Here is a 20915-nt window from a genome sequence, read left to right on the forward strand (position 1 = left end):
AGCGGTGAGGTAGGGAAAATCAGCAGGTGCACGTTTCATAATTGTACTAAACCAAATTCCAATTATGAATGATTCACTAAACGTAATGGTAACTGCTGATTTTTCACTCACCTGCCAACATCCGATAGAGGGGCTCAAGCTTCTAAGGGAAATCCAAAAAAATCAAAAGCCAGTTCCAGCCATGCTATTTGTAAGGGGCACCCATGGTGAAGACGTGATTGACCGGTTCATTTCCAGAGTGGAGCGTATGTTCGGTCAGGCTGGGCCGGAGCTCATCATGCTTCGTTAGTTTTTACTGTTTTTTGCTACACCAATTACCGCGATATTTTCTGGGATAATAAGTTAGAGACGAATTTTATAATTGACATTTTTCTTGTTAATTGCTCATAGGATTTCGGATGATGCGACTAACCAACGCATTTTTTGAGATTTTATCTAACCAACAACCAACCCAGACCAACACCCGCGGTGAGATTATTATTTTTTGTACTTGCCTGTGTAGGGCAATTATGTCTATATGCCCAACCACGCCTCAATGGAAACCTGGATCACTTATCAGTGCCCCATGGGCTTTCTCATGGTACGGTACACTCCATCGTACAGGATCCAGAAGATATTATGTGGTTTGGTACCACAAATGGACTCAATGCTTACAATGGATATGACTTTAAGGTCTTCCGATCAGACGAGCATGATTCCACCTCTATCAGTGGTGATTTTGTTACCAAGCTGGTAGTAAAGTCTCAGGATGAGCTGTGGGTGGCTACACACAGTGGGCTAAACCTTTACAATAAGCTAAACGATGCTTTTGTACATATTCCACAGAGTGCCACCGAACCTGGCTATTTGAGCAATGGTACAATCAAAGATCTGGTGATAGATGGTCAATATTTGTGGGTAGCTACTGCATGGGGGCTCAACAGGATACAAAACTCACCTCCTTATCACACACTTTCCAGGTATTTTTATGATGAAAAACGACCCAACAGCCTCTCGGATAATCATATCAATTGCCTGATGAAAGATGGTGACCTGCTGTGGATAGGGACCAATAAGGGTGTAAATATCCTCAGCCTGCGAACGGGAGAATTTGTTCACCATCATCGCAAAGGACTGCACAAGGATGAGCTGACGGGGCCGCTTGTCACGAATATTTATAAAGACAGTAAAGGCCAGTATTGGATAGCTACAGAAACAGGACTCAACAGGTATGACTGGGCTTCTGATAAGGTTCGGAGGTTTTACTCCAATGCCTATAGCCCGGGTGTACAAGTGGTAAGGCAGGTTTATGAAGATAGCTTTGGAGACCTGTGGGTGGCCACAGACGGAGGTGGGATCTTGCACTACGATCAGGAAGGTGACCGTTTCACGGCCAATAAAAAGAATATATACAGCCCTAAATCACTATCCTCCAATGCTATCTATACGCTCTATGAAGCGAAAGGTAATATTCTATGGATAGGGACTTATGAGCGGGGTGTACACGATTACCATCGCAGAAAAAGTTTGTTTCATACCTATTCACATGACCCGTTTGCCAATAGCCTTAGCTATGGAGGGGTGAAATCAGCCGTGTTGAGTAAGCATAGAAATGGCATATGGATAGGGACCAATGCAGATGGTGTTAACTTTTTTGATTTGGGTACGGGGCAGTTTTCGGTGTACAGGCATGAGCCTAACAATCCCAACAGCATAAGTAGCAATATTGTGAAATCTATTCTGGAGACAGAGAATGGAAATTTATGGATTGGCTGCTATACAGGAGGACTAAACTATTTCCAGCCGGAGGCCGGCCTCAATGTAAACTACCCTGTGATTCCTCCCAATGCAGAGCTGTCGTCTACGCATATTTGGAATCTTTACAGGGATAGCAATGATGAATTGTGGGTAGGTACACTAAGAGGGGGGCTAGTGCAATTTGATCCTAAGGCGAACAGCTATCGCCATTTCATTCATAAACCATTGGATACTAGTACTATAGCGTCGAATCTAATTAGTGTGATTTTTGAGGACAGTCGTGGAAATTTTTGGGTAGGTAATGAAGAGGAGAGTGGAGGACTAAATCTGATGAACAGAGAGGAAGGTACCTTTCAACGCTTTGTTCACAAGTCAGAAGACAGCACTTCTATATCGCACAATTTCGTTCGTGAGATTTACGAAGATTCAAAAGGAAACCTTTGGGTAGGTACTAGTGGAGGCTTGAATAGGCTTGATTACGAGACGTTCACTTTTGAACGGTACCATCACCTGGGACCATATTTTTCAGGCATCATCAATGATGTGCTGGAAGATGACCAGGGATATTTGTGGATATCTACTAATCAGGGAATTTTACGTTTTGACCCCTCCACAGAAAACTATATCTACTTTGACAGCCGAGATGGGTTACAGGGTGACGAGTTTAGTTACAACACAGCACTGAAACTCGAAGACGGCCGCTTGTTTTTTGGTGGTATTGAGGGGTTCAATTTATTTGATCCGGAAAAAATCATTGATACTGAGCCATCACCTACAGTAGTTATTACAGGGTTTCAATTGGACGATCAGGAAATGAGCAGGGTGCCCTTGCTGGATCAGAAAATTCGCCAGGGGACACAGGTGGTGCTGGAACCACACGAGTCAGCATTTTCCATCCAGTTTGCAGCTATCAATTATCACACGCCAGGAAAGATAAACTACGCCTATAGACTAGCTGGTATGGAAGATAACTGGCGCTATGTAGGCAATGAGCGCCGCGCCACTTACACCAATCTCGACCCGGGGTTATACACTTTTTATGTGAAAGCGTCCAATAGCTTTGGAGAGTGGGGAGATAATGTACAAAAGCTAAACATACGAATACTGCCTGCCTGGTATGACAACATCCTCTTTAGGATAGGTGTGGCTATCATGCTACTGGGAGTTTTAGTAGGCATTTACCAGTACCGCACCAAAAGCCTTTCCAGGAAGCGAAGACTCCTTCAGCGCATGGTAGAGGAGCGTACCTCAGAAATTGAAAACCTAAATAAGGAGCTGGCAAACTCCAATGAAATCCTCCAGGGGACGAACCAAAAGCTGATGAATCAACGCAATGAGCTTGAAAAAATCGTGGAGGAGCTGAATGTAACGAGAGATAAACTGATAGTCTCAGAGAAAATGGCTTCAATTGGTGTCTTTACAGCGGGAATTGCCCACGAAATCAACAATCCCATAAACTATATAGCAGGTGCTACCAGGTTGCTTACAGACCTTGTAGACAAGCAGATAGCCAGGGAGGATTCCAAATTTTCGGAGGAGGAGCTAGCGAGTATACTGGAGTTGGAAAACACAATAAAAGTGGGTGTAGAGAAAACTTCAAGTATCATCCAGTCGCTTAGAAACTACGTACACGAAGATGGTGGTACTTTTAAACTCTACAACTGCATATACTGTATAGAGGATGCTCTAAAAATACTACGAAGTGCATATAAGGGTCGAATTGAAATTGTAAAGAACTATCCGGAAAAGTTGATCATCGAATGCATGCCCGGACGCATTAATCAGGTGATTATCAATCTGATAAGCAATGCGATAGATGCCATTCCAGAGGAGGGTACTATCCGAATAGACGCGTATGCAGAAGGGCAGGAAGTAATACTGAAAATTCGTGATACCGGTGTGGGAATTCCTCTAGATCTCATGGCCAAACTCTACGATCCATTTTTTACTACCAAAGATGTAGGCAAAGGCATGGGGCTTGGCTTATACATCGTTTATGGCATTATCTCTAAGCACCACGGAAAGATATCTGTCCATACTGAAGAGGGTAAGGGTACAGAATTTACCATAGAACTCCCCATGAGGCACTCCGATAATGCGATGCCTCAGATGGAGGTAATACGAAAAAATGATGCGGTTACTTGACAGACTTGGGTGTATTTAGCCATAAGTAGCCAAACCCCACCGCAAATGTGCTGTATATTATTGTTGTTATTATAAAAGCAGGTTGGTTTGCCACAGAGGTCGCTTTCACCAAAGACAATCCTCCCACCAGAAAGTGTATAAAATTGGCCATGGTAATAGGGCGGCCATAGATGCCACCAAGTAGTTTGTTTTTATTCATCCAGTTGAGCATGGCCATGCCTAAGTACAGGGCTCCGAGTAGCTGCAGGGCTAACGAAAATACGGGGTGTGAGCTTCCAGACAGATAGGTGGAAATCTCCTGCGGTAAAAAAGAGAGTGATATTCCAGCGAGTGCTAGTAGAATAGCACTGCCAATCATGATCATTTTAGATAGCATAATATAAAATTGATGGACCCAAACTTGTGGTGTCTGAACCGGAATACCAAACACGCATCAGTTTGTTTAAAGATGCCATACATGCTCTCAACCTGTAAATAGGTCGTTTCAACTAATTAAAAGTCGATTTTGAGACTATTACGGTCATTTTTGTTTCACACACCATCAGAACACCACTTTATGAAACGATCAATATTCTGTTTCGCCCTCATCTTGGTGACAACAGTCACGAGCTTTGCCAGCTCTCCTGGCAAAGTGAAAAAATACATCGATAAAGGTTTTTATGACCAGGCCTTGGAGCTTGCTGAAGCTATGGAGGCAGATGGAGATGGAAGTCCAGAGCTTTCGTATTACAAAGGGATAGCATTGCTCAAGCTTTACCGGCAGGAAGAAGCCCTCCAAAGCCTGGAAAGCGCAGGCATCGGAGTAGACCCTGAAGCGCCCTATTATCTTTCACTGGCATACTTGGAGAATCACCAACATGAAAAAGCTGTGGAAGCCCTGGCTAAACTCAAAAAGGATGCCTTAAGAGAAGAAATAATCACAAGGATGAACAACCAGTTATCCTCATTTGATGGCTTTTTTGATAATCAGGAAGAAGTAGTCGTACAAAATCTAGGACCTCAAATCAATGATCTGGGGCATGAGTACAGTGGAATTATGACCAAAGATCAGCAATCTGTGGTTTATACTGTTCGGCACAAGGGAGCGGATGGACTGGCTACTGATGGCATGGCTTATGAAGAAGTCTACCAAACTACCATGGATGATGCAGGTCAGTGGCAGGCGCCTAAGAAATTTAGAACCCATTCGGGAAGACGACATCATGATGCTACGGTTCAGTTATTTGCTGATGATACAAAAATGATCACGTACCGTGATGAAGACCTTTTTATTAGCACTCAAAAGGACGGGAAATGGTCCTCTCCAGTACCAGTGACGGAAGTAAACGCACTAGGTAGTGCGGAAACACATTGTTTTTTCAATGACGCCATGGACACTGTCTTTTTTGCTACCAATTATTTTTCAGATAATGGAGATTTGGACCTGTACATGAGAGCAAAGGGGCCGAATGGTAATTGGATGGATCCTCAAGAGCTCAAAGAACTCAATACGCCTTTTAATGATGACGCTCCCTTTATGGCAGGAGATGGTACCTTGTACTTTAGCTCTAAAGGACACAATAGCATGGGAGGCTATGATGTATTCAAATCACAATACGATAAAGCTTCGGGAAAGTGGAAGCAACCTGTAAACCTTGGCTTCCCGATCAATTCGCCTTCAGACGATACCTATTTCAATGCATTTGGCAAGGTGGCATACATCTCATCAGGGAGAGCCGGAGGCTATGGCAACATGGATATCTACAGGATTTTTCTTTTTAATAAAGTACGTGTAGTAGGGCAGGTAGTAGATGATGAGACGCTTCAAGCGCTAAGTGGGGCTAAACTGACCGTAACAGTAGGAGACGAACAATATTCGGTAGTCACGGACCAGCTTGGGAGGTATGATCTGCTACTACCTATCGAAACAATGTTTGGATTGACTGTAACCTACATGGGAAAGGAGATTTTTAGTCATGAGCAACAGGTGAAAGTGCTATTACGAGATCAAACTGACAATGTGTTTCACTTCAAAGTCAATTTGGAAGGTGATGATGCTGTGATGCCTCCATCTGAAATCCCAGTGGCGATGAAAAATGACTACCAAACAGATCCCGGCTCTATGGGTCCGGAAAATGACATGGAGATGCTGACGATGAAAGTACACCATGAGGATGTAGTGAAAGTGCAAAAGAAGGAATCACCTAAACCATCTGTTTTAGACATACGGCCACCAGTAGTATACTTTGGCTTTGATGATTATCAGTTGAAAGAAGATGCTAAAGATACGCTGATAGCATTTGCTAAAAAATTAAAAGCATTCTCAGGATTCAAGCTTGCAATAGCCGGGCATACTGATCTGGTAGGACAAAAAAGCTACAACCAAAAACTTGCTCTAAAGCGTGCCAAAAAGGTAATGGAATACCTCCAGCAAATGGGCATGACAGCTGATATGGAGACGAGCACCTACGGCGAAGAGCAACCGGCTATTCAAACGGAAGACGAAAAAGCAGCCAATAGGCGAGTAGAGATTAGAATTATGACGGTGGATCAGACAACACGAACAGAAACCGTAGTGACCAACTGACCTGGTAAAACCTAAAAATGTATAGAGAAGTGTGAACAGAGAGAGCCCTTACTCCCCAGGAGTAGGGGTTTCGTTTTTTAGGGAGGATCGTACTAAGTGCACATGTCCAATTCAGGTTAGATTCTCTACATTTTCAATTGCTGATGCGGTGAAATCAGCCATTTCATATTACCTTTTTGAGTTCGTAAATCATCAACCAACTAACCAGTACAACGGTATATGAAGTCTTCAGTAATCATCCTTGGAGGTGGTGTAGCTGGAATGAGTGCTGCTCATGAGCTCGCCGAACGAGGATACAAGGTTACCGTATTCGAAAAGCAACCAGAACTGCCCGGCGGAAAGGCGCGCTCAATTCCAGTAAAGGCCTTCACAAGTCCGAATCATAAGCACTTGCCAGGCGAACATGGCTTTCGGTTTTTTCCCGGGTTTTATAGGCACATCATCGACACCATGGAGCGTATACCCATGACAGACGATGCTGATCACAAGAAAAACACTGCAGATAACCTGGTAGAGGCCCCAAAAATGATGCTGACCCGAGTGGGAAAAGAGCCTATTCAGCTTCCTACCGGATTTCCTGATGGACCTGAAGATATCAGGTTGATCATAGACGCCATATTTAATACAGATACAGGTCTTAAACCGGGCGAGTCCAAAGTGATACTAAGTAAGCTATGGCAGCTGATGACTTCATCACGTGCCCGCCGCTTTGGTGAGTACGAGCATATAGGCTGGTGGGACTTCTGCGAAGCGGACCTATAAGCGAAGATTATCAAAAACTGTTTGTAGATGGACTGACACGCACGCTGGTGGCTGCAAAAGCACGGAAAGCCAACACGTTTACGAATGGCAACATCCTTTTGCAGATGCTTTTTAGCGCAGCGCGTAAGGATGAACCAAATGACCGAATACTGGATGGCCCTACCAATGAAAAGTGGCTTGCTCCCTGGTACAATTACCTGGAAAACATAGGGGTGACTTATGTGAAAGATAGCGAAGTGGTGGAGCTCAAAGTGGAAGGAGATAAAATTTCAGAAGTTGTGGTGGAGCAACAGGGTAATCCTACTTTGCACTCAGCAGATTATTATATCTGTGCCTTACCTGTAGAGCGCGCAGCAGTGCTTGCCAATACTTCAGGGCTGGCCAAACTTGACCCTGTGTTTGATAACTTGTCCATACTAGCGGGGCACGTAGCATGGATGAACGGCATCCAGTTTTTTCTGCATGAAGATGTGCCAATTAACGAAGGGCACATAATCATGTCTGACTCTCCCTGGGCACTCACGGCCATATCTCAAGCCCAATTTTGGCCAGGCTTCAACTGGCCACAATATGGCGATGGATCAGTGAGAGGTGTCATTTCCATTGATGTTTCGGACTGGGATACACCGGGCTGGTTGATCAAAAAACCAGCTAAAGAATGCACTAAATGCGAAGTGATTCAAGAGGTGTGGTATCAGCTTTGCCAGAATGTAAATCATCAGGACGAGCTGCTTAAAGCCGAAAATGTGTTTGGTGTGTACGTGGATGAGGCTTTGGTTTTTGATGAAGGGATATTAAAAGGTGATCAGCTGTGCAATGATATGCGGTTTGCCAAAAAGATCAAACTAGGGTCCAGTAGTGCTGTGGAAAATGAAGAACCTCTTCTAGTAAATGAGCCTGGGTCCTGGGCATTGAGACCTGCTGTCCATACAGACATTCCAAATCTGTTTTTAGCGTCAGATTATGTACAAACTGACACCAACCTGGCTACCATGGAGGCGGCTAATGAAGCGGCTCGTATGGCAGTAAATGCCCTGCTAGAGGTAGCCGGACACACTGATGCCCCCTGTTCACTTTGGAAGCTGGAAGAGCCCAACTGGCTGCTGTACTACAAGTGGATAGATCATAGAAGGTACAAAAGGGGGCTGCCCTGGAAAAAGCCACGGATTCCCTGGTATGCACTTCCCGTCAGTTGGGTTTTGCGATTGCTAGGACACCATAGATACCTATAGCCAACCAAACCAGTTGAACATGATTAAGCGATTTGTCAATTATTTTATACCAGAAGAAAGACAGGAAAATGCTGAAGAGCATCGGCAGTATAAAATCGTAGTTTACTTTGTATTCGTAACCAGCCTGTTTGATCTCAACTATATCAGCCTATCTACCAATATCGGCTTTGATCCTGGCGTCAAAGTCATGGCCATTACCGGATTTTTACACCTTCTACAGCTTCCTACTATCAAGTGGAAAATGCCTCTGATTTGGGTTTCCAACCTTTACATAGCCATTGGGGCCTTTGGTGTATTGGGGTGTGCCTATTACTCCGGAGGGTTTTATTCGCCCGTGATCGTGTGGCTGGTTTCTCAACCCATCGTGGCATTGCTGATGGCTGGCAAACCTTCAGGTATTGTATGGACCAGTCTGAATTCGTTGATATTGATAGTAGCGGCTATCATGACCTCCAATGGGTATGAGTGGCCCATGGAGTATGATCGATCCTACGAGACTTTCTTTATTGCTAATACATTCGTAGGGTTGGTGGTGATCATTTTTGTGGTGGCATTGGTGTTTGAAAATGGGAAAAATACGGCCTTCAAGAAGCTTGCAGAAAAGAACATACTGTTGGCAGAAGAAAAGAAGAAAACTGCACTGTATGCCTTATCTCAAGAAATACACGATGACGTAGGGCAAACATTGTTTTTGGCGAGGTTAAACTTATCTACGTTTGGACTGAAAGATGCCAGCAAGGATAGTGAGAAAGTGAAAAGTTCTATGGAATTGCTTGGGCAAGCTATAGATAAATTGCGCGATATCTCAAGTTCGCTGAATGAAGAAAATATTTCTAATTTCTCCCTCATCAATAGTTTGACCATTGATTTGGAAACTATCCAGAACATTGGAGCTATCAAGACAAAATTGTATGTAGAAGGGGAGGTACAAAAGTTGAATCCGAAGACAGAGTTTGTATTGTATCGCATCTCACAAGAGGTGATCAACAATGTGATTAAGCATGCTCAGGCCACCCAGCTGTGTGTGGATGTGACGTTTGCAGAAGGCATGGTCGAACTGAAATTTAGCGATAATGGCGTAGGCATGGCCTCTGATCATCTGAGCTATGGGGGGCAGGGTATGCGTAACATGCGAGAGCGTGCAGCTTCAATACAGGGTGATTTGCATATACGGTCTGAGCCCGATGCAGGTACCGAAGTACATGTACAGGCACCATTTTTTACTTGATTTTCACAAAGTCGAACTGATAATGTGCACTATCCCCATTAGGTTCTATGCCTAAAATGGACCGTTGGTAGTTTGTTGGAGATTCTATTGTATAAATAACTTTAGATGGGTTACGATAGTCTGTGTTTTCGAATACAATGCGGTCTTTCGCTATGCTTGTAGCCTTAAAAACTTTAGGGCTACTGTCCTTGATTACACTTAATAAGATTAGTTCCTGGTTGACCGTAAACAATCTGGTAACGGCTTTGTAGAGCGTGTCTCCATTGGCTATGTAGAATCCTTCCTGCTCCAATTGGCCATTGGGAAGAGTTCGCCATGTTTCATGCAAAAATCCGTCAAAGGCTGTTGCTTTCCATTGGCCGTTAAGGTTATGCTGCAAGACTCGAGGGGCTTCAATTGAGCTTGGTGTGCAGGAAGGTAAAATGAGCAGGAGTAAACAGATGTTTCGCATGAGATGAAACTAATGAATGCAGCGAAAAGACTCCAGGGCTTTTATGTGGCGATGAGATATTTTGCGGTGAGCGGCAAATAAAAAGGCCCGCTGAGCATTGCTCAGCGGGTGTTTTCTAGCAAAACTCCTTAAACACCTCTACAAGGTGGTTAGCAATCATTTCTGCAGATCTTCCTTCAATGTGGTGACGCTCTACAAAGTGTACCAGTTCACCATCTTTGAACAATGCAATAGATGGGGAAGATGGAGGAAATGGCATAGTAAACTCTCTTGCTTTTGCAGTAGCTTCCTTGTCTACACCAGCAAATACCGTTGCGAGGTGATCAGGCTTTTTGCTGCTTAGATTCAATGCGCTGCTCACTCCTGGGCGGCAGGTGCCTGCTGCACAGCCACATACAGAGTTGATCACAAGTAGGGTAGTACCTTTGTGATCTTTCAGGTGGTTTTCTACGTCCGCTGCTGATTTAAACTCCTCAAATCCTACCTGAGTGAGTTCTGATCGCATGGGGGCTACTAATTCTTCTGGATACATATCTATTTGAAAGTTATTTCAGTAATCGATTTTTTTACATAAAACCTAGCTCAAGCTTGGCTGATTCGGACATCATGTCGGTAGCATACGGAGGGTCAAAGGTCACTTCTACGGTTACGTCATTTACCTCCTTCAGCTCGCGGATGTTCTTTTCTATTTCCCCAGGGATTTCCTCAGCAGAGGGGCATGCTGGAGACGTTAGGGTCATCAGCACGTGTACGTTGTTTACCGGGAATATGTTGATTTCGTAAATCAGTCCCAGTTCGTAAACGTCTACAGGAATCTCAGGATCATATACGTTTTTGATCGCTCTCACTACAGCCTCTTTCAGCTCCAGATCATTCGATGTGTTCTTCTCTTCAGCCATAATTATGCGCTTGTTTCGGTTTTAGAACTCAATGCAAGTGCGTATAGTTTCATTTGCTTGATCATCGCAGCAAATCCATTGGATCTTTGGGTGCCAATGAATCGATTCATTCCTATTTGCTGAGGGAAGGTGATTTCTTCTTTCAGAATATCCTCTGCCTGTTCATCAGAAAGGACTCGAACCAGCAGGCTTACCAGCCCTTTGGTAATTGCCGTATTACTATCGGCGATAAATTTCACCTTTCCGCCTTCATCAGCGGCAGTGAGCCAAACTTTACTTTGACACCCTTTTACGATGTTTTCTTCAGAACGCTGATCTTCAGTCATTTCAGGAAGTTGCTCACCCAGCTCCATGATGTAGTTGATGGTCATTTCCATATCTCCATCGAGCATGGAAAACTCCTCTACAATTTCTTTTTGTTTTTCGGCTATGGTGCTCATTTTCTGAATTTCTTTACAATTTCTGTTAATGCCTCCGCAAAGGTATCTATTTCCTCTACGGTGTTGTAAACAGCAAATGAGGCCCTGACCGTTCCGTCAATATTGAAATGATCCATCAGCGGCTGAGTGCAATGGTGGCCAGTTCGCACTGCAATGCCTTTGGCATCTAGCCACATACCCAAATCGAACGGGTGGACACCATCTACCAAAAAAGAGATCACACTGGCTTTGTTTTCCGCTGTTCCTATGGGTTGAAAACCATCAATACCATAGAGCTTTTCCTTTCCACGTTCCAGTAAGGTCATTTCATGCTGGTGAAGGAAATCATAGCCGATTCCTTCCACAAATTCGATGGCCGCTTTGAATGCAACGACATCTGCTATGTTTGGAGTACCAGCCTCAAATTTGTACGGAATGTCGTTATAGGTGGTGCCATCGAAGCTGACATCACGAATCATCTCTCCACCACCCTGATAGGGGTCCATTGCCTCGAGAACTTCGCGTTTTCCGTAGAGAACGCCTACTCCCGTAGGACCATACATTTTGTGACCCGACAATGCAAGAAAGTCGCAATCGAGCTTTTGCACGTCTAGCGGATGATGAGGTGCTGCCTGAGCTGCATCTATTAGTACTTTGGCACCTACGGCATGTGCTTTGCTGATGATTTCTTCTACAGGATTGACTGTACCCAGCGAGTTACTGATATATACCACAGATACAAACCGTGTTTTTTCGGTAAGCAATGCCTCGAAATCCTCCAGCTTGATTTCACCATTTTCGGCTACAGGAATAACCTTGAGTTTGGCTCCGGTTTGCTGGCATAGCATCTGCCAGGGGACGATATTGGAATGGTGCTCCATTCCTGTGATGATAATTTCGTCTCCCTCGGAGATCAACTTACGACCATAGGCCTGAGCTACCAGATTGATGCCCTCGCTAGTACCCTTGGTGAAGACGATTTCTTCTACTTCACGGGCATTTATAAATCCCTGCGCTGCCTTTCGGGTAGCTTCAAACGCTGTAGTTGCCCGTTCGGCAAGGGTATGAATGCCCCGATGAATGTTGGCATTATCTCTTTGGTAGTAGTGCACCAGGGCATCGATCACAGACTGAGGTGTTTGTGATGTGGCCGCATTGTCAAAGTAAATGAGCGGTTTGCCATTTACTTCCTGATGCAGAATCGGAAATTGCTTTCTGATTTCAGCTACCGAAATGCCTGTGGCTACTTGCATTTATCCGAGTTTGTTCGTGATTATATCTTCGATCTCTTCTTTTACAAGGTCGTTTTTGAGTTCTTGCAAAGTTTCATTAGCAAAAGCGTTGAGCATTAGTGCTTTAGCTCTTTTTTCTTTGATGCCTCTGGCACGCAGGTAAAAGATCGCTTCTTCGTCTAGTTGCCCAGTAGTACATCCATGCGAACACTGCACATCATCTGCCCAGATTTCAAGCTGTGGCTTGGTGTTTACTGTGGCAGTGTCTGAAAGTAATATGTTGTTGTTAGATTGAAAAGCGTTGGTCTTTTGAGCGTCAGGTCGCACGTAGATTTTACCATTGAACACTCCTTTGGCACTTTCGTCCAAAATACCCTTGTAAAGCTCATTGCTAAAGGAATGAGGCATACGATGATCTACAGATGTATTGTTGTCTACATGCGATTTACCACTAAGCTGATAGAGCCCGTTCATGTGGCCTTCGCAGTTTTCATCATCTATGTTGATGTAGATGTTGTTGCGCACCATAGCTCCTTTAAAGGAGAAGGTATTGGTATAAAACCTGCTATCCTTCTCTTGTGATGCATATATGCCCTCTACGGCAAAAGCTTCATTCGTGTAGTTTTGAAGTTTGGTAAACCTTACTTCAGCGTTGGATTTTACGACAGCTTCTACAACTGAAATATTCAGTGTTTTCGCTTCCCCTTTGATGAAAGTTTTTTCATATACTTTCATTCTACTGCCAGACTCTCCCACAATAAGGATACGTGGGTACGCGATAGGAGAGGAGCTAGAAGCGTCTAAGAATTGGTAGATGAACGTATCCTGAGCATCTGAATTTTTCGCATTTTTCAAGAACAACCCCTGATTGAAAAAGCCGAGATTCAATGCAGCAAATGGGTCTTGAGAGATCCCATTGGTTTTTCCCAGGTGCTCGAGTATTTCGGGGTGCTCTGTGGTAGCTTGCTCATCTAACAGCTTGATAGTAAGCTCTTGCGATGAGCTTTTGATTACCGAATACTCTTCAATGAATTGTCCATTGACAAAAACCAAATGATTGGCATCTTCTACCGGATAAAACTCTTGCTGACATGAATCTTTAGACCAGGTCGCAATCACTGCTTCCTGATCGAAATCAAAATTTTTGCTGATCAGCTTCGTAACCGGAGTGTATTTGTAGGCTTCACTTTTCTTGCCCGGTAGGCCCAGTGATTGGAAGCTTTGAACTCCAGCTTTTTTGGCCGCAGCCAATGCGCTACCTTCAGCAAAGTGCTGTTTCACCCAGCTGTCAAACCGAGAAGTGATGCTATTTTCTAAACTTATTACTTCACTCATAGTGTGCTATCAGGGTTGATTTTAAACGGCAGGTGCTTCTTCCTTGATCCAATCGTAGCCTTTTTCTTCCAGCTCTAGTGCCAGGGATTTGTCTCCAGACTTAACGATTTTACCGTTGTATAATACATGTACGAAATCTGGTACGATGTAATCCAAAAGGCGCTGGTAGTGCGTCACCACAATAGACGCTGTTTCAGCTGATTTGAGCTTATTTACACCGTCTGCTACTATTTTGAGAGCATCGATATCCAGACCAGAGTCAGTTTCATCCAGTATGGAAAGCTTAGGCTCCAGCATGGCCATTTGGAAGATTTCGTTACGTTTCTTTTCTCCTCCTGAAAATCCTTCATTTAACGATCTGCTGAGTAGCGCCTGATCTATATCAACGATTTTCATCTTTTCTTTCATTTCTTTTAGAAAAGAAACCGCGTCAAGTGCTTTTAGTCCTCGAGCTTCTCTTACCTGATTTACCGCTGTTTTCAGGAAGTTTGTTGTAGACACTCCAGGAATCTCTACAGGATATTGAAATGCCAAAAAGACACCTTTATGAGCGCGTTCTTCAGGGTCAAGCTCAAGAAGATCTTCGTTTAGATATGATACACTGCCATCTGTGATTTCGTACTCTTCACGACCAGCCAGTACGGATGCTAGTGTACTTTTACCAGAGCCATTTGGCCCCATGATAGCATGCACTTCGCCTGGTTTTACTTCCAGGTTGATTCCTTTTAATATTTCCTTGCCTTCTACAGAGGCATGCAGATTTTCTATCTTAAGCATTAAAATTGATGATTATTATCCTACACTGCCCTCTAGCGTCAGGGCTAACAGTTTCTGAGCTTCTACAGCAAATTCCATCGGAAGTTTGCTCATTACTTCTTTGGCAAAGCCATTTACGATAAGTGCCACAGCGCTTTCTTCGTCTATGCCACGCTGCTGACAGTAGAAGATTTGGTCTTCCCCAATCTTGGAGGTAGTAGCTTCGTGTTCTATTTGAGCGGAGCTATTTTCTACATCTATATAAGGGAAAGTGTGTGCACCACATTTGTCACCCATCAGGAGAGAGTCACACTGGGAGAAATTACGAGCATTTTCGGCTCGCTTCATGATGTGCACCTGGCCACGGTAGCTATTTTGAGACTTGCCAGCTGAGATACCTTTCGAAACGATTCGCGATTTGGTGTTTTTACCAATGTGAATCATCTTGGTGCCTGTATCCGCTTGTTGGTAGTTGTTAGTAACCGCTACTGAGTAAAACTCACCTTGGGAGTTGTCACCTTTAAGTATACATGAAGGGTATTTCCAGGTTACAGCGGAACCTGTTTCTACCTGAGTCCAGCTGATTTTGGAGTTGTCTCCAGCACAGATACCACGTTTGGTCACGAAGTTATAAATGCCTCCTTTGCCGTTTTTATCTCCTGGATACCAGTTTTGCACTGTAGAGTATTTTACTTCCGCATCTTTAGCAGCATAGATTTCTACAACAGCCGCATGAAGTTGATTTTCGTCACGCATTGGGGCTGTACAGCCTTCCAAGTATGACACGTAAGAGCTCTCTTCAGCTACGATAAGCGTACGCTCAAATTGGCCGGTATTGGCTGCATTGATACGGAAATATGTAGACAGCTCCATTGGGCATCTCACCCCTTTAGGGATATAGCAAAATGAGCCATCTGAAAAGACTGCTGAATTGAGGGCGGCAAAATAATTGTCGCTAGCAGGTACCACAGATCCGAGATACTTTTTGATCAACTCGGGATGCTCCTGTACCGCTTCACTAAATGAACAGAAGATAATGCCTAGTTCAGAAAGTGTCTCTTTGAAGGTGGTAGCTACAGACACCGAGTCAATGACGGCATCTACTGCTACCCCTGTAAGGCGCTTTTGCTCCTGAAGGGAAATGCCGAGGCGCTCAAAAGTTTTGAGTAGCTCTGGGTCCACCTCATCCAGACTCTTTGGCTTTTTATCTTGTTTGGGAGCAGAGTAGTATTTGATACCCTGGTAATCCACTGCTGGGTAGGTGACGTTGGGCCAACGAGGTTCGGTCATTTCCGTCCATCGTTTGTAGGCCTTCAGCCTCCATTCCAGCAACCATTCCGGCTCTTCTTTTTTAGCAGAGATAAACCGGATGATGTCTTCATTGATCCCTAAAGGAGCTTCATCAGCTTCAAAGTCTACAGACCAGCCGTGTTCGTACTCCTTTGAGGTAAATTCTTCTAATATTTGATCGTCTTTACTCATAGAGGCTATTCGATTCTCTTTACTACCTTAACCATCGTTTGGACGGTAGGTTTTGCAAAGTAAACACTTATTTGGATTAGATCTAAATAAGAATCCGAATAACCGCCCAATGGTTCATTCTTTTCGTCTGTTTTGTCGGGATTAAAACTTCAAATGCCTGTTGAGGCTTTCTTCAAGAGATATAAATGTCTCTGTTCGTTCTATACCTTCTACCTTTTGGATTTTGTCGTGCAGTACATCCTTGAGGTGTTTGGTGTCTCTGCAATGGATCTTGATGAAGATGTTATAGTTTCCTGTGGTGTAATGCACCTTTACGATTTCCGGGATCGTCTTGAGCTGCTCCACCACACTGTCATATAGGGAGGACTTTTGTAAATAGATCCCCATGAAGCACGTTACATCGTATCCAAGTTTGGAATAATCCATTTGGAGGGTAGTACCTCTAACTACACCCATTTCTTCGAGTTTCTTCATGCGGACGTGAACTGTACCACCAGAAACAAATACCTTTTTAGCGACTTCCGTGTATGGAATTTTCGCATCCTCCATTAATAAATTGAGGATTTTGAGGTCAACGTTGTCAATTTCGTAATTTTTACTCATCTCTCTAATGCTGTTTTCTATATATTCAATATTCTGTATACAATTTTACACACCATCTAAATATTTAGCAAATTTATTAAAATATTTTTAAAGAAATATAGGCTCTGTTATCTTTGAGGTATCAAAACGCGTAAGAGATGCTTGCGCTACACACTGTAGGGTGATGAAACTGGCAGACATGCCCTCCTGTCTCGGGGGTGGAGGTCTTTGGATAAAGCCTGGTGCCGTTTACGATAAATCAATTTTTGGTTTATCGTAAATCATCAGGTCTAACTACTCCGTGGAGGTTCGAATCCTTCCCCTACAGCCATCATTTTTGGGTTAATGTTGTTTATTGAATCTGGTCGTGGTAGGGGTGCCACGACCTTTTTCTTTTTTAGGGGTGCTTTGATCTAATTGTCGTTTGATTGCCGCCTGAGTGCAACCCTTCCTGTTTTATCGTTCCTGAGCTATTCTTTAGCTCAATTATTGTCTCCCTTTTAAAGTGTTTAAGTAAATCATTCAAATTCCGTGTAGGTTCTGCCGCGGGCATTCATGTGGAAGAATCCTTCCCCTACAGCCATCATTTTTGGGTTAATGTTGTTTATTGTCCGCAGGACTCTTGTGAAGAATCTGGTCATGGTAGGGCGCACGGCAAGTGGGTGCCACCACCTTTTTCTTTTTTAGGGGTGCTTTGATCTAACTGTCATTTGATTGTCATCCTTCCTGTTTTATCGTACGTGAGCTAGTCATCAGCTCCAATTATTATCTCCCTTTAATAGTGTTTAAGTAAATCATTCAAATTCCGTGTAGGTTTTGCTGCAGGCATTCCTGCGGAAGAACCCTTCCCTTAAAGCCATCATATTTGGATTAATGTTGTTTGTTATCCGCAGGACTTCTGTAGAGAATCTGGATGTGGTGGGGCGCACGGCTAGTGGTGCACGACTAGTGGTGCACGACTAGTGGCGCACGGCTAGTGGGTGTCATGACCTTTTTCTTTTTAGGGGCTTTCTCTAACTGTGCTTAATTGCCGCCTGAGTGCAACCCTTCCTGTTTTATCGTACGTGAGCTAGTCATCAGCTCCAATTATTTTATTATCTCCCTTTTATAGTGTTTAAGTAAATCATTCATTCTCCGTGTAGGGTCTGCCGCAGGCATTCCTGAGGAAGAACCCTTCCCCTACAGCCATCATTTTTGGGTTAATATTGTTTGTTATCCGAAGGACTCCTGTGGAGAATGAGGATGAGGGAGGGGCGCATGGCTAGTGGTGCACGACTAGTGGGTGCCCACGACCTTTTTCCTTTTTAGGGGGCTTTGCCCTAACTGTCCTTTATCGCCGCTACCCTTCCTGTTTTATCGTTCGTGAGCTAGTCTTTAGCTCCAATTATTATCTCCCTTTTATAGTATTCAAGTGTATCATTCATTCTCCGTGTAGGTTCTGCCGCGGGCATTCATGTGGAAGAATCCTTCCCCTACAGCCATCATTTTTGGGTTAATGTTGTTTGTTGTCCGCAGGACTCCTGTGGAGAGTCTGGGTGTGGTAGGGTGCACGACAAGTGGCGCACGGCTAGTGGCGCACGGCTAGTGGTGAATGGCGATCGGGTATAGCTCAAAAGAATTCAAATGATGTTTGCGTGTTAGTGTTTCGTGTTTTTCATTTTTCGGCAAGAAAAATTTGTTGAAAGGGTTATTTTGAAGAATTTTTGATGGTTGAAATTAAGTTTTCATTAAATGAAATCTAATCTAGAGTCATAAAAACGGCATTAATTATGAAAATTACAATGTAATGAGGGTGAAATAATTTATTGTTGAAAAATACAGATGAATGGCTGTGAAAATTGTAATTGTTTGAAAGTATCCTGTTATCTTTGTCTTAACAAAAACGCAAGAGAGATGCTTTTGCGGTCATACTGTAAGGTGATGAAATTGGCAGACATGCCCTCCTGTCTCGGGGGTGGAGGTCTTTGGATAAAGCCTGGTGCCGTTTACGATAAATCAATACGTTGATTTATCGTAAATCATCGGGTCTAACAGCTCCGTGGAGGTTCGAGTCCTTCCCTTACAGCCATTTTTGGGTTAATGTTGTTTATTTTGAATTTGGTCACAGTAGGGGTGCTGTGACCTTTTTCTTTTTATGGGGGTCAGAATCTGACTCTGCTAATTGCTTCGTGTTGATCCTTTGACTCCCGCTAAAGTTTATTTCTGTTTGCTTTATAGTTTGTGAGCAAGCCTGCTCTCGTTATTCACACTCTCGTCATCGTATTTCAAGTAAATCATACACATTCCGTGTAGGTTCTGCCGCAGGCTTTCCTGTGGAAGAATTCTTCCCTTACAGCCATTTTTGGGTTAATGTTGTTTATTTTGTCCGTAGGATTCGTGTGGAGAATCTGGGTATGGTAGGGTGCACGACCAGTAGCGCAAGGCCTGTGGTGCGTGGTTCATAGTGGCATTTTGTTGTTGCCTGTCGAGTTTTGGTATTTAGTTCTAATTATTTGCATTCATGTATTGGTGGTTTGAGTTTGTTTGTCTGTTCTGAAAATGTATTGTATCGGAGATTATAATTTCAAAATAGGGCTGATTAACGAAATATTCATCTGATTTAGTGAATGGGGTATTAGATGAAATTCAAAATGAGTTCTTTAAAGTAAGGTTGATTGTGAATATCATAAATCGCTAACTCGATTTTGTTCTAATTTGTAAAAATTAATTAAATGTCTTATTAAAATTTTAAAAAATATCAGAGTATGTTAATTTTGTCTCAACAAAACGCACAAAAGATGTTTGTGTAAACACTGTAGGGTGATGAAATTGGCAGACATGCCCTCCTGTCTCGGGGGTGGAGATAAGGGATAAATCCCGGTTTCTTTCACGATAATTTAAGTCATTAGTTTATCGTGAATCATCGGGACTAACCGCTCCGTGGAGGTTCGAATCCTTCCCCTACAGCCATTTTTGGGTTAATGTTGTTTATTTGAATCTGGTCGTGGTAGGGGTGCCACGACCTTTTTCTTTTTATGGGGGCAGTATCTGACTCTGCTAATTGCTTCGGATTGATTCATTGTTTTCCGCTAGAGTACATTCCTGCCTATTATATTGTTTGTGAGCAAGCCTGCTCTCGTTATTCACTCTCTATTCATTGTATTTCCAGTAGATCATTGATTTGCTCCGTGTAGGTTCTGCCGCAGGCATTCCTGAGGAAGAATCCTTCCCCTACAGCCATTTTTGGGTTAATGTTGTTTATTTGTTCGCAGAACTCCTGCGGAGAATCTGGATGTGGTAGGGCGCACGGCCAGTGGGTGCCACGACCTTTTTCTTTTATGGGGGCAGTATCTGACTCTGCTAATTGCTTCGGATTGATTCATTGTTTTCCGCTAGAGTAGATTCCTACCTGTTTTATTGTTTCTGAGCAAGCCAACTCTGGTTATTCACTCTCTTTTATCGTAATTCCAGAAGATCATTAATTTGCTCCGTGTAGGTTCTGTCGCAGGCATTCCTGTGGAAGAATCCTTCCCCTACAGCCATTTTTGGGTTAATGTTGTTTATTTGTTCGCAGAACTCCTTCGGGGAATCTGGATGTGGTAGGGCGCACGGCTAGTGGTGCACGACCAGTGGCGCACGGCAAGTGGCGCACGGCTAGTGGTAGCTGTGACCTTTTTCTTTTTAGGGGGTCAGTATCTGACTCTGCTAATTGCTTCGCATTGATCTTTTGTTTTCTGCTAGAGTGAATTCCTACCTATTTTATTGTTTGTGAGCAAGGCTACTCTGGTTATTCACTCTCTTTTCATCGTATTTCCAGCAGATCATTGATTTGCTCCGAGTAGGTTCTGCCGCAGGCATTCCTGTGGAAGAATCCTTCCCCTACAGCCACTTTTGGGTTAATGTTGTTTATGTGTTCGCAGAACTCCTTCGGGGAATCTGGGTATGGTGCACGGCTAGTGGCGCACGGCCAGTGGGTGCTGTGACCTTTTTCTTTTTACGGGGGTCAATTTCTGATTCTGCTAATTACTTCGGATTTATCCTTTGTTTTCTGCTAGAGTGCTGATCTGCACTTATTTCTTGGTGTGTCAACCAATTCAAATTATTCCTTCT

The 20915-nt window shown here is 43.6% G+C and carries 16 protein-coding genes and 2 tRNA genes; 8 read left to right on the forward strand and 10 right to left on the reverse strand.

Annotated features, from left to right (window positions below):
- The first annotated feature begins 64 nt into the window (after positions 1-64).
- On the forward strand, positions 65-289 hold the full coding sequence (locus C7460_RS13900; RefSeq protein WP_115868724.1) for a hypothetical protein: 225 nt from the start codon (positions 65-67) through the stop codon (positions 287-289).
- Positions 290-468: 179 nt separating this feature from the next.
- Positions 469-3882 carry a ligand-binding sensor domain-containing protein gene (locus tag C7460_RS13905; protein WP_170148016.1) on the forward strand — a complete coding sequence of 1138 codons (3414 nt, stop codon included), beginning with the start codon at positions 469-471 and terminating at the stop codon, positions 3880-3882.
- Here C7460_RS13905 and C7460_RS13910 read toward each other — a convergent pair.
- Positions 3875-4258 (reverse strand): hypothetical protein, encoded by a 384-nt coding sequence (locus tag C7460_RS13910; RefSeq protein ID WP_245986360.1) that lies wholly within the window; start codon positions 4256-4258, stop codon positions 3875-3877. The two genes, C7460_RS13905 and C7460_RS13910, sit on opposite strands and share 8 nt — an antisense overlap.
- A 180-nt stretch (positions 4259-4438) precedes the next feature.
- Here C7460_RS13910 and C7460_RS13915 point away from each other — a divergent pair, with 180 nt between their 5' ends.
- The 4 genes from C7460_RS13915 to C7460_RS13930 all read left to right on the forward strand — a co-directional run bounded on the left by C7460_RS13915 (position 4439) and on the right by C7460_RS13930 (position 9670).
- Positions 4439-6448, forward strand: coding sequence for an OmpA family protein (locus tag C7460_RS13915; protein ID WP_115868726.1), 2010 nt, complete (start codon positions 4439-4441; stop codon positions 6446-6448).
- A gap of 219 nt (positions 6449-6667) precedes the next feature.
- Positions 6668-7210 (forward strand): FAD-dependent oxidoreductase, encoded by a 543-nt coding sequence (locus tag C7460_RS13920; protein ID WP_115868727.1) that lies wholly within the window; start codon positions 6668-6670, stop codon positions 7208-7210.
- Complete coding sequence (locus C7460_RS13925; protein ID WP_115868728.1) at positions 7183-8442, forward strand: oleate hydratase; 1260 nt, start codon at positions 7183-7185, stop codon at positions 8440-8442. The genes C7460_RS13920 and C7460_RS13925 overlap by 28 nt, the downstream gene beginning before the upstream one ends.
- Before the next feature lie 19 nt (positions 8443-8461).
- Positions 8462-9670 (forward strand): sensor histidine kinase, encoded by a 1209-nt coding sequence (locus C7460_RS13930; protein WP_115868729.1) that lies wholly within the window; start codon positions 8462-8464, stop codon positions 9668-9670.
- Here C7460_RS13930 and C7460_RS13935 read toward each other — a convergent pair.
- The 9 genes from C7460_RS13935 to C7460_RS13975 all read right to left on the reverse strand — a co-directional run bounded on the left by C7460_RS13935 (position 9663) and on the right by C7460_RS13975 (position 16847).
- Positions 9663-10049, reverse strand: coding sequence for a hypothetical protein (locus C7460_RS13935; protein WP_147302956.1), 387 nt, complete (start codon positions 10047-10049; stop codon positions 9663-9665). The two genes, C7460_RS13930 and C7460_RS13935, sit on opposite strands and share 8 nt — an antisense overlap.
- Before the next feature lie 187 nt (positions 10050-10236).
- Positions 10237-10653 carry a BrxA/BrxB family bacilliredoxin gene (locus C7460_RS13940; protein WP_115868731.1) on the reverse strand — a complete coding sequence of 139 codons (417 nt, stop codon included), beginning with the start codon at positions 10651-10653 and terminating at the stop codon, positions 10237-10239.
- A 34-nt stretch (positions 10654-10687) separates the two neighbouring features.
- Positions 10688-11020 carry an iron-sulfur cluster assembly protein gene (locus C7460_RS13945; RefSeq protein ID WP_115868732.1) on the reverse strand — a complete coding sequence of 111 codons (333 nt, stop codon included), beginning with the start codon at positions 11018-11020 and terminating at the stop codon, positions 10688-10690.
- A 2-nt stretch (positions 11021-11022) separates the two neighbouring features.
- Entirely contained in the window at positions 11023-11460 is a 438-nt protein-coding gene (locus C7460_RS13950) for a SufE family protein (RefSeq protein ID WP_115868733.1), read from the reverse strand.
- Positions 11457-12692 carry an aminotransferase class V-fold PLP-dependent enzyme gene (locus C7460_RS13955; RefSeq protein ID WP_115868734.1) on the reverse strand — a complete coding sequence of 412 codons (1236 nt, stop codon included), beginning with the start codon at positions 12690-12692 and terminating at the stop codon, positions 11457-11459. Before C7460_RS13955 ends, C7460_RS13950 begins: the two co-directional genes overlap by 4 nt.
- Positions 12693-14006 (reverse strand): Fe-S cluster assembly protein SufD, encoded by a 1314-nt coding sequence (gene sufD, locus C7460_RS13960; protein WP_115868735.1) that lies wholly within the window; start codon positions 14004-14006, stop codon positions 12693-12695. It abuts the gene before it with no gap.
- Positions 14007-14027: 21 nt separating this feature from the next.
- On the reverse strand, positions 14028-14783 hold the full coding sequence (sufC, locus tag C7460_RS13965) for a Fe-S cluster assembly ATPase SufC (RefSeq protein ID WP_115868736.1): 756 nt from the start codon (positions 14781-14783) through the stop codon (positions 14028-14030).
- A gap of 15 nt (positions 14784-14798) precedes the next feature.
- Complete coding sequence (gene sufB / locus C7460_RS13970; RefSeq protein WP_115868737.1) at positions 14799-16244, reverse strand: Fe-S cluster assembly protein SufB; 1446 nt, start codon at positions 16242-16244, stop codon at positions 14799-14801.
- Positions 16245-16385: 141 nt separating this feature from the next.
- Positions 16386-16847, reverse strand: a complete 462-nt coding sequence (locus C7460_RS13975) for an Lrp/AsnC ligand binding domain-containing protein (protein WP_115868738.1) — start codon at positions 16845-16847, stop codon at positions 16386-16388.
- A gap of 154 nt (positions 16848-17001) precedes the next feature.
- Between C7460_RS13975 and C7460_RS23795 the strand changes: the two genes are divergently transcribed.
- Together C7460_RS23795 and C7460_RS23800 are read left to right on the forward strand one after the other, a co-directional pair.
- A tRNA-Asp gene (locus tag C7460_RS23795) sits at positions 17002-17157 on the forward strand.
- A gap of 1580 nt (positions 17158-18737) precedes the next feature.
- Positions 18738-18894: transfer RNA gene (locus C7460_RS23800), tRNA-Asp, on the forward strand.
- Positions 18895-20915: the final 2021 nt, after the last annotated feature.

The organism is Marinoscillum furvescens DSM 4134, assembly GCF_003386095.1.
GTDB classification, from domain to species: Bacteria; Bacteroidota; Bacteroidia; order Cytophagales; family Cyclobacteriaceae; genus Marinoscillum; species Marinoscillum furvescens.

What these genes read in the sequence shown, in the direction of transcription:
- C7460_RS13900 (WP_115868724.1), top strand. Translation starts at nt 65, where the DNA reads ATGAATGATTCACTAAACGTAATGGTAACTGCTGATTTTTCACTCACC.
- C7460_RS13910 (WP_245986360.1), bottom strand. Translation starts at nt 4,258, where the DNA reads ATGCTATCTAAAATGATCATGATTGGCAGTGCTATTCTACTAGCACTC.
- C7460_RS13915 (WP_115868726.1), top strand. Translation starts at nt 4,439, where the DNA reads ATGAAACGATCAATATTCTGTTTCGCCCTCATCTTGGTGACAACAGTC.
- C7460_RS13920 (WP_115868727.1), top strand. Translation starts at nt 6,668, where the DNA reads ATGAAGTCTTCAGTAATCATCCTTGGAGGTGGTGTAGCTGGAATGAGT.
- C7460_RS13930 (WP_115868729.1), top strand. Translation starts at nt 8,462, where the DNA reads ATGATTAAGCGATTTGTCAATTATTTTATACCAGAAGAAAGACAGGAA.
- C7460_RS13940 (WP_115868731.1), bottom strand. Translation starts at nt 10,653, where the DNA reads ATGTATCCAGAAGAATTAGTAGCCCCCATGCGATCAGAACTCACTCAG.
- C7460_RS13945 (WP_115868732.1), bottom strand. Translation starts at nt 11,020, where the DNA reads ATGGCTGAAGAGAAGAACACATCGAATGATCTGGAGCTGAAAGAGGCT.
- C7460_RS13950 (WP_115868733.1), bottom strand. Translation starts at nt 11,460, where the DNA reads ATGAGCACCATAGCCGAAAAACAAAAAGAAATTGTAGAGGAGTTTTCC.
- C7460_RS13955 (WP_115868734.1), bottom strand. Translation starts at nt 12,692, where the DNA reads ATGCAAGTAGCCACAGGCATTTCGGTAGCTGAAATCAGAAAGCAATTT.
- sufD (WP_115868735.1), bottom strand. Translation starts at nt 14,006, where the DNA reads ATGAGTGAAGTAATAAGTTTAGAAAATAGCATCACTTCTCGGTTTGAC.
- sufC (WP_115868736.1), bottom strand. Translation starts at nt 14,783, where the DNA reads ATGCTTAAGATAGAAAATCTGCATGCCTCTGTAGAAGGCAAGGAAATA.
- sufB (WP_115868737.1), bottom strand. Translation starts at nt 16,244, where the DNA reads ATGAGTAAAGACGATCAAATATTAGAAGAATTTACCTCAAAGGAGTAC.
- C7460_RS13975 (WP_115868738.1), bottom strand. Translation starts at nt 16,847, where the DNA reads ATGAGTAAAAATTACGAAATTGACAACGTTGACCTCAAAATCCTCAAT.